General features: G+C 38.8%; 2 protein-coding genes and 1 pseudogene. All 3 read right to left on the minus strand.

What is annotated here, in order from left to right; genetic code table 11:
- Positions 1–148: 148 nt before the first annotated feature.
- The gene (locus HP456_RS23615; RefSeq protein ID WP_172255586.1) at positions 149–1006 is read right to left on the minus strand and encodes a CBO0543 family protein; all 858 of its coding nucleotides are present in this window, start codon (positions 1004–1006) and stop codon (positions 149–151) included.
- Between the two features lie 163 nt (positions 1007–1169).
- The gene (locus HP456_RS23620) at positions 1170–1445 is read right to left on the minus strand and encodes a glutaredoxin family protein (RefSeq protein ID WP_172255587.1); all 276 of its coding nucleotides are present in this window, start codon (positions 1443–1445) and stop codon (positions 1170–1172) included.
- A gap of 15 nt (positions 1446–1460) precedes the next feature.
- Positions 1461–1726, minus strand: a pseudogene (locus HP456_RS23625) (heavy metal translocating P-type ATPase); the annotation flags it as partial.

Genomic DNA, 1726 nt, shown 5'->3' on the forward strand with positions numbered 1-1726 from the left:
CAGGCAGTCAGACTAATCGCCAGTAGTGCAGCCGTTCCAATTCCAATTAATTTCTTCATGATATCCTCCCCATGTTTGTGTTCTACCTTACTTATACGGATAAGCATGGAGAAATGTTTCAAAAAGTTCCCATAATAAAAAGAGCCTCTCACCGAAGCTCTCCTCCCCTTCCTGAAAGCGACTTCAATAACTTCAGATTCAGTTGAGCCAGTATCAGCATCACAGAAGTTCTAAAGATTGTAAAATAGACATTCCATTGTCTTTCATGAAAATAACCAAACCAAACAGCTATCTCATAAAGCACCGCATATATAACGATCCATAATATAAACTTCCACACGGAAGGGTGTCTGGATTGTAAGTTTAGATAAAAAAGGAGCGGGACCATAAGCACAAGTATTCGGAACAAGAAATCGACCGGATGAACATCATTCACTGCATAATAATAAAGCTCGTAACTCCCTTTCAACATGGCATCTGCAGACAAGTTAAAATATAGAATAAACACGATACTTCCATACCACTCAATCGGTTTCAAATAAAAAATACGTTCCTGTTTCATTTCTAACTTTTCAACCAAACGAAAATTCCACACTAATATCATGTACAAAAACGGATAGATCGGAACCGAATATATCAGCTTCCATCCACTATAATTAAAAAAAGAAGAGAACTCAGCGGCACTATATTCATATAAAAGGGCAAACAGGGTCCATCCTAAGAGGTAAAAACTTTTAGTTTTCAAACTTTTTCCGATGGGGAACTTTGACAAAAATAAGATGTTGATGGCTGGATAGATGACGATTGCTCCGACAAAATCCCTGCCTTGTACACCCGGTTTAAAATAAGAATACAACTCAAACATCCCGCCAAAAATTGAATCTGCCAACAAGGCCAAGTAGAGGGAAAATAAAGATGTTACATACATCTGCAAAGGGGATAATCTTTTTTTAACTTTCACCAGGAGTACTATCAAGATCAACATAGTCACAAACATTAAAATCATAGAATCATCCTAGATAACGAGATCTATACATTATGTCCAATACTTGATTATTTTATATTGTTGAAAGGAATAACATCCAAAAAAAATTTAATCGTTGAAAAGGCTTTTCATAACCACAAAATGGCCCTCAACCAACGTTGAAGGCCTTCCACATATAGAAACATCAGCTCAATAACATCCCGATTTCTTCTCTATTATTCTCAAATCCAATCAGGTACTTCACGAATTTTTTCTTACCCACAATTCCTCTTTTGTAAAAAACAAAAGAAGGGACAATGCGCGAACCCGCTATTTCGATTAACTCTTTCTCCAATGTATCATCCTCACCGATATTTTTGTGCACATAATGGATATTGTGCTCTGCCAGGTATTCTTTGGCTGCCTGACAGTCTGAGCAGGTTGGCCGTGTATAGAGTTCTAACGTCAGATTTTTGCTCATCGTCTGAAACACTCCTTACATGCTTAATGGTTTAAATCCTTTCAGGCGAAGTGCATTCAGCAATACCGACACGGAACTGAAGCTCATGGCTGCACCTGCTATCATCGGGTTCAATAATGGTCCTCCGAATATATAGAGTAACCCCATGGCAACCGGTATGCCGAGGATATTATACGCAAATGCCCAGAACAGGTTTTGTTTGATGTTCCGAATGGTCGCTTTACTTAATTCGATGGCCGTCGGGACGTCCATCAGGTCGCTTCTCATCAGGACGATGTCGG

The sequence above is a fragment of the Bacillus haikouensis genome (assembly GCF_013179555.1).
Taxonomy (GTDB): Bacteria; Bacillota; Bacilli; order Bacillales; family Bacillaceae_B; genus Rossellomorea; species Rossellomorea haikouensis_A.

Coding starts and splice junctions, on each gene's coding strand:
- HP456_RS23615 (WP_172255586.1), bottom strand. CDS start 1,006: ATGATTTTAATGTTTGTGACTATGTTGATCTTGATAGTACTCCTGGTG.
- HP456_RS23620 (WP_172255587.1), bottom strand. CDS start 1,445: ATGAGCAAAAATCTGACGTTAGAACTCTATACACGGCCAACCTGCTCA.